This is a genomic window from Prevotella sp. 885, assembly GCF_002265625.1.
Taxonomy (GTDB): Bacteria; Bacteroidota; Bacteroidia; order Bacteroidales; family Bacteroidaceae; genus Prevotella.
Window position 1 is genome coordinate 81099 of record NZ_NOVE01000008.1, and the last position, 9538, is coordinate 90636.

Genomic DNA, 9538 nt, shown 5'->3' on the forward strand with positions numbered 1-9538 from the left:
CTTTAATTCTTATTTTCCAGAAGAAAAGCCATATAGAGCGGAATGATTAGTGTTTGTGGCGCTGTGCCAACATTCACATCACCCAGTTTGATTGCATTAGCCACATGATACTTATTGGGATTTGCAAGAATGGTCTTGGCGCTTTTGATATTACCGTTAGTTGCCTTAACTTCCACCAGAGTGGACTCTCCATTGTATCTTGTGACAAAATCAATCTCCAATCCCGAATCCTTACGGAAATAATATAGTTTGCGATTCATCTTACCAAAGATATCTGCCACCAGATTTTCGAAAATAGCTCCCTTGTATCCATATAGATTGCCTTGCAGGATGTCTGCAGCAGTTCCTTGTTCAAGCATACTGACGAAAAGTCCTGTGTCTGTCATATAAACTTTGAATTGGTCTGGAATGGCATTACCGTCAAGTGGGAGTTCCGGAGATGAAAGATTGTAGCAACGGCGGACAATGCCGGCATCTTCTATCCATTGCAAGCTGCCTTGATAGTCACGACCTCTTCCGTTGGGTCGTACTATGGAGTATGCGAATTTCTTGTTTTCCTTGCTTAATTGACGTGGTATAGACTCAAAGCATTCTCTTATACGTGATTTGTCAGATTGTGGAGCATACTTCAGCATATCTACTTTGTATTCCTCAATGATGGCTTTTTGCATTCGTAGAACGTTTTGCATGTTATGAGTTTCCATAAACACGCTGACAGCCCGTGGCATTCCGCCAACTATGCAATATTGTAGCAACAGCTGGCGCATTCGTTGGTGAATGGCATCTTGCACAGGAGTACGTTCTTCCATACAGCGACTTAGATAATCGGTGGTCATTTTCTGAATGCCATTCGCCCATAGCCATTCTTCGAAATCCATTGGATACATATCTATGATGGTCTCATAACCTACCGGAATCGGAGCTTCTGCCGAAACATTGGTATGATAACCACTTACTCCCAATAGCGATCCCGTACCTATTACGTCGTATCTGCCGTCTGTCTTGAAGAATTTCAAGGCTGTGCGTGCACGAGGACATTCCTGTATTTCGTCAAAGATTATACAGGTCTTGCCCGATATGAAAGTGGCATCTGGTATCAAGGTGGAAAGTGTCATGCAGATATTGTCGATATCCAAACCGCCATCAAAAACAGACTTGTATTCTGGATGTTGGAAAAAGTCGAGATAAACGATATGCTCATAATTATTATGAGCAAAATCGAGTACAGAGAATGTCTTTCCGCATTGGCGACATCCTTTGATGATAAGAGGCATTTTATGCTTATCACTCTTCCATTCTTTGAGGTATTCCTCGATTTTTCGTTTAAACATTTGGTTGCTAATGATTTATGATTGATTTTGCTTTTGCTTATGCACGTTTTTCAAGGGACTTTTCTTGAAGTCATGCACGTTTTCCAAGGGACTTTTCTTGAAGTCTTGCACGTTTTCCAAGGGACTTTTATTTTGCAAAGATAAAATAAAATGCTGAGAAAGCAATGATTAAAGTACGAAAAAGCTGATTGTAAAGTCAAATTGTTGCTTTCCCAGACTGACCATTTTGCATATTCTAACACGTCTTCATATCATAAAACACGTCTTAATGACCATCATGCAAATATTGTCTAAAGAGTAAAAACATGTTACAAAATAAAAATTGATTCTAGAGTTCTGGTTTGCTGTTTTTACGGTGTTTTGCTGTGCAAACAGCACCCGAGCTTACCAATAGCGCACTTTTACACTACAATAGTGCCACTATTAGAGTGTAAAAGTGGCGCTATTGCATGATAAAAGTGGCACTATTGTAGTGTAAAAGTGGCGCTATTGCAGCAGAAAACGGCTCTTTTGCGAGTCTGATTTCATAACGTTTTGTCAGAAAACCGCATAACGCGCTGTGTATGAATCTGTTGTCTCAAAACGCTCAAAACTCGAGAATTTCGCACCAAAGATTTTGTTGTGCGCTGGGCTCATAGTATTGAGCATCAGAAATGCAAATATTGTCTTTGGCATAGGTCACTTAACGAGTATCTTCTTGCCCTTTACAACGTATACGCCTGACGGCAGACCGTTGAGAGAGTGGGCTTGCTTGCGAACCAACTGTCCGGTGGGAGAGTAGATGTCGCAGGGTTTTCCGTTCAGCATTGTGTCTGCTTCTACGGCTGTGATGCCGGTGGCGCCGGTGACGGTCAGCTTGCCGTTGGTGTAAGAGAGGTCGTAGTTGTCGGCATCGCCGCCTTCCACGACAATCTCGTATTCGCCCTCGGGTGAGTTCTCGTCTGCCACACACGTTATCTGCGGCTTCTCATTGAATACGCTCTCCGTATCGCCGTTGCGGAATCCTTCGTAGCGGAGGGTGAACTCAGGATTGCTTTCTCCCTTGCCACGTGTGGCGTCTTCCACGATCACTTCCAGCGGAGCACGCTTGATGATCAGATAGCCGTCCTCAAACTCCACGTCCTCGTCCTGGATGGTTCCGCGTCCGATCTTGATCTTGTAACGTCCGGCATCAGAAGTTTTGTCTGCCTCGCATGTCAGCTCAGGCTTTCCTTCCAGCTCTGCACCGATGACGGTGTAGGTGAGTTCAGGATTGTCGTCGCCATAGATGCGTGAGAGATTGCGTGCCTTGACGGTAACGCCGAACTCCACGATGTTCGTGAATTCCTTCCACTGTGCCAAAGAAGCGTAGCGTGCCTTGCTGCCTGCACGTACTGTCAGCTTGCAGGTCTGGGTGTTGGCTGCTGCGAAGACGTCGGTGCCGAGCTGTGGGATGGTCTTAGGTCTGACCTTCAGTTCCTCCATTGACCAGCAGTAGCCGAAGGCTTCTCTGCCGATGTTCTTGACATCGTTGCCGATGGCTATCTTGCGTACCATGCTGCAACCGGCAAGTGCATAGTCGTCGATGGTCTTCACTCCGTCGGGGATGTTGATGTCTTCTCTGACGAGAGGCGTGACAGCCCTCAGAGTGGTCTTGTCCGTATTGTAAATCATGTTGCCGACCACCTTGAAGTTGGCGTCAGCGGCAGGAGTGAGACTTACGTGGCTCAGCTTGTTGCAGTAAGCCCATACGCCCTTTCCGAAGTTGTGGATGCCTGCCGACGGGAAGCTGATCTCTTCCATGCTGCATCCATAGAACAGCTTGTCTGGCAATGTGTTGTCCGCCTTGATGGTGAGCTTGTTGCCCTTGTCGATGAGATAATAGTCAGATCCTGCAAGGATGTTGGTGTTGCTAAGGTCGAGTTTCTGCAGTCTGCCGCGAGTGCGACCGCCGTTTTCGTCCACGCCAGCCATCTCACGGATGGTGCGGATGTCGGTGGCATTGATGTCACCGTTGACCTTCAGACCTTCGTAATGGAAGAACGATTCCTCTTCCAGCAGCGAGCGGAGCGTACCTGGCTTCGTCACGCTTACTTCGCCGGAGATGCGGCTGATGGCAGGTGTCGGCTCGATGTTGATGACAGCCTCCTGCATCTGTGTGAACTTATAGCCGACGGGGTCGAGGATGGCTATGTCGTAATAGCCGTTCTGATCACCGTTCCATCCCCAGTTGACGTGCACCAGTCCCTCTGCGTCGTAGCCGTCAAGAACGAAGGAATGGCCCTCGCGCTGCTTTGTGAATCCGCCGTAGACGATAGGCAGATTGCGGCTGAGCTGGTCGTAGATGACGTTCATCCATCCCTGCTCGCTATAGTCCTCACGCTCCAGATACTTCACGTCGGTCAGTCCGTAATAGCGCTGCAGACCTCTGGCAAGAGTTTCGTGGAGCGTGCCGCTACCGCCTTGTGCGGTTGAACCGTAGTCCATGTCGGCTGCCACGCCAAGGTCTCTCATCAGCACAGCCACGGCGTCAGCCTCTTGAGTGGAGTAGCCTTTGTCGTAAACGTCTATCATATTGGTCCAGTCGTAGATGCTTTTCTCGAAGTCTACGCTGATGGCAACGCCTGATGTCATGCCGTAGGGATAATAGATGGTATGGCTGCCCATACCGTTCTTGGGTCCCTTATGATAATAGAACACCTGTGCCGTGGACGTGGCGGCGCATCCCGTGAGACATCTGCCCGAGCCGTCCGTGGCGATGGGGCAGAGGTTGTTGAACGGTGCCTCCTGACCCCACTTGGTGGTGAGGAGCATGGGGACTGCTTCAGGGAAGTTGCCGTCGGTAGGCTTTGTGGTGCGAGCAATGGTCTTGCCTTCTTCCACATTCTTCTTCACCACCTCGCTGACAGCGCTGAGCCACCACTTGAAGCTCTCGTTCCCTGCCTTGTCGTCGAAGCTGCTCTCCGAATAGCCGAGCACGGCAGGAACAAGGTCGTCATTGGCGATGATGGCAAATCCGCCGTTGTCGTATCCGAAGACTGTGTAATCGTCTGCAGCCTTGAGCTGCTTCATCGGCGCTTTCTTAGCCTTCATCATCTTCGACAACTGTCCCTTACTGAAAGCTGCCGTGGCTGCCTGCATCTTCTGCTGTAGGGTTCGGGGCTTGGCGTTCAGTGCGCTTGGCATAAGTAATGCCAAGCACATTGTAGCCAAAACCATATTATAACTTTTGTTCATGGTTTTCGTTTGTTGGTTTCACATTCCAGTTTTTTTACTTCACTGCAATCTTCTTGCCGTTAACTACGTAGACTCCCTTCTTGAGCAGGTTGAGGTTCTTCACGCCCTTTGCCACGCAGATGCCGTCTGTTGTGTAGACGTCGAATGTCTTGCTGTCAGCAGAGATGTTGTCCAGTCCGGTAAGAATCTGAGCGAGTGTTGCCTCCGACTCTTCGCTGGCGTATACTGCTGTGACGCCATATACATGACTGTTGGTGTCAGAGAGATTTGCATCCTTGTCGACGAAGTTGCGAACGTCAGCTGTTACATTGCCGATGAGCTTGCCGTCACGATAGATGTTGTAGCCGGTTACCTTGCCTGCGCCGTATGAATAGGTGATGTCGTCAATCATGAAGAAGAACGGATTGTCCCATGTCGCAGTGTTGTGGTTGATGGCGAAGTATTTGGCACCTGCCGGCAACTGCACCTTTATCTCCTCCCATGCACCGCTTGTAAGACTGAATGTCTCGCCAATCTTGTTAAACGACTCGCGTTTATTATCAGTAGTAGAGTAGAGCACGTTGAAGGTCTCCTTATGCGTAACCTCGCTGTCCTTGAAGTTCTTTGCCCAGAAGCTTATCTCCTGAGCGTCGCCTGAGAGTTCCGGACTGTAGAGCCAGTTGTTCTGGGCCATGTCATATCCTTCTGCGTCAACTCGGTAAAGGGCTGCAATATACTTGTCGCCAGTGTGTGCCTTAAAGTCGGATGCCTGATTGAGTTGTGCTGCTGTGAGCCATCCGTTAGCAGGCTCGAAGAGCATGAATCCGTAGTTAGAACCCTGGTTCGGGAACTTGTACTTATCGAATACACCTCCAGTTGTACCAGAGTTTACAGCCTCTGAATGGAAAGCTCCGAAGTTGTCCTGGCTCCATGATGTTCCGTCCTCGAAGCTCTCGGTAACGGTCTCTGTATTGGTGATTACCGGAGTCCATGAGATGTTCACACCCTCTTCTGTATTGTTGGTGTTCACCTGTTCGGGTTTCGGCTTAGCGCTTGTGGTGTATCCAATGTTTGCAGACACCACGTTGTCGTCCTCGAAGAGATCGTAAGCATAGTCGATTTCTGCCTTAAGCTCCACGTTGTCGTTCTGGTCGAGCTTGTTGCTCTGGAATGCGAAGTCAACGTCTGTGAATCTGTAAGCATCCAGAGTCTCAGTTATCTTCTTGGTCTCCACCAGCTTGTCGTTGGCATAGAGCTTCACCTTGAAGTTCTTGGCAGGATTCTCGCCGAAGTTGTTCACTCTTACCTTCACGTTAGCCACGCCACCCTTCAATACTGTCTTCGGTGTTTCGATTTCGGCGTTGAGGTCGTCAGTCTGTGTGTCGCGTACGAAGAGGCGGTCAATGTAGATTTCTTCATAGCTCTTGCCCTGTACGGCGAAGTCGAAGGTGATGAACGGTTCGTTAGCCCACGGACTGAGGTCGATGCCGGATGCGCTCCAGTCGCCTCCCTGCAGGTTGGCGTAGTCAATGACGTCTGCCTCATGCTTGATGCCGTCAGGAGTCTCCACCTCTACCGTAATCTTTGCCTTGCTGCCTTCTGCTGCCTTGTGATGGAACATCAGCTTGGGAGCTGTAGCGCCACCGAGACTGATCTTGCCTGAACCGAGGTACGAGATGTCGTCGTCGTTCTTCGGCACGAGATAGAAGCAGCCGCCGTCGTTGTCAACCGAGTTTTTAGAGAGCTCGAAGTCAGACTTGCCGGTTCCCCATGCTGCCCAAAGGATGCCGTAGAACATATAGTTCTTTACGCTGGCAGAGAACGGGATGTCGTAAGGCTTGCCCTGGATGTATGAAGGCAATGGTATGTACGCACTGCTGCCGTAATCGTTGGCTGCGTTGATGAAGAGTGTCTTTACGGTCTGCTCCGCTCCGTCATTAGGATTGACGTCGAGGTCGAAGTATGTCTTGCCTACTGTGTTTCCCACAGGAGTATATGTAGGTTTATAGTCAGAACCGTCAGATTCGGCGAGCGTATAGGTGAGCTTCTCGGGGTTGAGATAGCCACCGTGTATGCCCTTCTCTGGAGCGTTCCAGTTAAAACGTACTGAGTTGGTATTTGTTTCGGTGTTAGCCTTTACCGGAGTAGTGGGGCTATCTTCGCCTACGTATACTGCCACCGGTGTGCAATAGAAGCTTGCGCCCTTCTCGTTTACGGCTGCCACGCTGTATACGTTGACACCATTGACCGGTGTGTTGTCTGTGTATTCCACCTTTGCGCCAGGAGCTGCAGCAGGAATCTCTGCCACCACCTTACCCGTGCGACGGAGCTGGAAACCGGTGATATTGTCAAGAGTCTTGCCGTTGAGGGTCTTTGTCGGAGCTGTGAAGCTGATTTTTGTGGAGAGAGTTCCCTGCGGGTCGGCTTCCACATTGAGTTCCGTCACCTGGTCAGGAGCGAGATTGTCCACACCTGCCGTGACATTGATGTCGTCAATCTTTACGCCCATGGCTTCTCCCAGTACTGAGAGTGCATGGAATCCGAGGTAGATAACCTCATCCTTGTCTGCTTCGAGAGTGAGCGTAACCGTCTCAAAGTCGGAACGCTTGATGGTGGTCTGCGGCATCAGAGTCTTATTCATACCTTCCACAGTGGGTGCTGAGCCGTATTTCACCTCGAACTGCTCCTCATAATATTTGTATAGTCCTGAGAGTCGGAAAGAGATGTTATACTTGTGGTTGGCCTTTACCTTGAGTGCGGGTGTAATCAGCCAGTCGTTGAAGCTGTGCTTCTCCTCTCCACGAAGTATTTGGGCGTAACCGTCGTAACCATTGAACATGTCAGCCTCTTTGAGAGACCATGTTTTGCCGTCATTGTCGGCATCCATAACGGTGAAGTAAGCCAAGTCGTACTTAGCGTCGAATCCGTTGTAGAAAGGCGGAGTGATGGGGTCGCCGTAGGCTATGTAGTTGGTGACGATTTCGTCGCCCTTAGTGCCGTTGTTGCTTGGCGTGATGCCATAACCATAGACTGTGGTCTCGCCCTCAGGAAGTGTTTCTTCAAAGGTGGTTCCCACATGGCCTGTCTTAACCACTTTGCCTTCTGGATAACGCTTGATGTCGTAGGTGAGTTCGCCGAGGTAGCCGTCGTTCTGACCACCGGCTGGTGCTTCCCATGTGACAGTAGCCTTGCCAGTGTTGGCATTTACGGATACCTGAGCGTTGCCCACAGGCTTCGGAGTGTCAAAGCCTGCGTAGTAACGGCTTGCGTACTTCGGGCTCGCGCCGTTGGCGTTGCTGACAATAACGGTGATGGTGTTATATCCCTTGTTAAGTGTCACCTGCTGCGATACCTTTGCTCCAGGAGTGGTCTCGCCAGTTGCTATTTCTTCTTTACCGTTAAGGATGGTGTAGGTGAGCTTGCTGTCTGTAAGGTTGTTGCCGTCAAACTGCTTTGTTGGTGCGGTGAAGCAGACGTTGCCCGTCAGCGAACCACCAGCGAAGTCGAAGTCAATCTGCTCAACAGCAGCAGGAGCGTTGTCGGCAGCCTTTGCTTTAGGAATGGTAAGGAGCGAGACGATGTTGTTGTTAGCGAATTGTCCAACCTCCGTCAGCTGACCAGTGGTGAGGTTTACTGTATAGAGGGTTGACTGTTGGTTGTTGTCCACGCAGTCCCAATAGAAAGTATTGGTGGTCTGGTCTATTTCGCCGCTCTGATAGAAGTAGCTGCCGTCAGCCTTGGTGAGTTGCTTGCCAGTGGAACCGACCACTACTTCTTCAGCTGTTTGGGTGTCAATCTTATAGAGGTTGCCATCTTCCGCAATGCCATACAGAACATTGTCGCTGGTGATACCCATTGCCACGTAACTGTGTCTGAGTCGTCCGATAGTGGTTCTTGACTCGGTGGCATAGTCTACTACGCCAAGCTCATTATACGTACCGTCAGCGTCAAGGAAACATCCGTAGACAGTTCCGTCATTAGCCACGGCTGTCTCGATGGCAACGAGCGAATAATTCTCAAGGCGCTTTTCCAGCTTCTTCTCCCAAGTCTTGGTGTCGTAATGATAGAGGTAGATCACATCCACGCCCCAGAAGTTCTGGTACATCACGAAATAGAGGTCGTCCTCAATCCATGCACCTGCACCAGTGGCACGGAAGAAGTCGTCCAGGAATTGCTTCTTTACCTTAATGGGAGTTTCGGTGCTGAATGAGTACATACCGTATTCTGGAGTCTCAGCACCCCAGCTATTATCAAAAAGCACATTACCCCATAGAGTCTTGGCTTTCTCGTCGTTGGCTCTTAATATAGGAAGGGATGGTGCTTGCTTGGTCTTGATGCCTGCCTCAATGTTGCGGTTAAGACGCACGAGGCTGTCACGCTTCGCTGTTTGCGGCACGAGTCTCTTGTGCAAAAGCGGATGCTTGGCGATAGACTCAGCCAACTTAGCCTTGCGCTCTGCTGGTGTAAGCTTCATAGGAGCGAGCATCTCGTATGAAGACTTGTTACCTTTAAGCCCTAATTCTGTGGTTTGGGCGTTGGCGCCGAGTGACAACAACAACATTGATGTTGTTACTCCAATGGTCATAATTGGTTTTTGTTTTTGCATAAGATTATTATTTTTAACCCATCGGTAGAACTACTTGTATGCTACATATTCCACAAACAGGCGGTGTTATGTTATGATATTTATCGCTTGCAAAAATAGGTATATTATAAACACGGTGCAAATCAGTCTTTTCCATTTTCACGAAAATGATGATAAAATACGGACCACTGGAAAAAGTGTGTGGATATCGTAGTACAATAAAAACACTATATTGTCCGTTTATAAAGTCAAAGAACGGATAAATATGGAAAAGTATAGACTCCTTGCAGAATGTCTTTTGCCCGAACACATGCTGGATTGGTTCGACCTTAAAGACGTGTTTGTAGAGCAAAAGAAAGAAACAAAGCTTGTTCACATATACCTTGACGAAAACGAGCTGAGACCAGGTGACAGAACCGATATTCGT

General features: G+C 49.1%; 3 protein-coding genes. All 3 read right to left on the minus strand.

All coding sequences use genetic code 11. From position 1 onward, the window contains the following. Positions 1-2: 2 nt before the first annotated feature. Positions 3-1331 (minus strand): ATP-binding protein, encoded by a 1329-nt coding sequence (locus CHL74_RS04695; RefSeq protein WP_094880009.1) that lies wholly within the window; start codon positions 1329-1331, stop codon positions 3-5. Positions 1332-2009: 678 nt separating this feature from the next. Beyond that, complete coding sequence (locus tag CHL74_RS04700) at positions 2010-4547, minus strand: C10 family peptidase (RefSeq protein ID WP_094880010.1); 2538 nt, start codon at positions 4545-4547, stop codon at positions 2010-2012. A gap of 34 nt (positions 4548-4581) precedes the next feature. After that, a complete protein-coding gene (locus CHL74_RS04705; RefSeq protein ID WP_176452170.1) occupies positions 4582-9111 on the minus strand; it encodes a choice-of-anchor J domain-containing protein in 4530 nt (1509 codons plus the stop codon). Between the last annotated feature and the right edge of the window lie 427 nt (positions 9112-9538).

Excerpts from the sequence above, each read along its gene's own strand:
- CHL74_RS04695 (WP_094880009.1), bottom strand. The coding sequence starts at position 1,331 with ATGTTTAAACGAAAAATCGAGGAATACCTCAAAGAATGGAAGAGTGAT.
- CHL74_RS04700 (WP_094880010.1), bottom strand. The coding sequence starts at position 4,547 with ATGAACAAAAGTTATAATATGGTTTTGGCTACAATGTGCTTGGCATTA.
- CHL74_RS04705 (WP_176452170.1), bottom strand. The coding sequence starts at position 9,111 with ATGACCATTGGAGTAACAACATCAATGTTGTTGTTGTCACTCGGCGCC.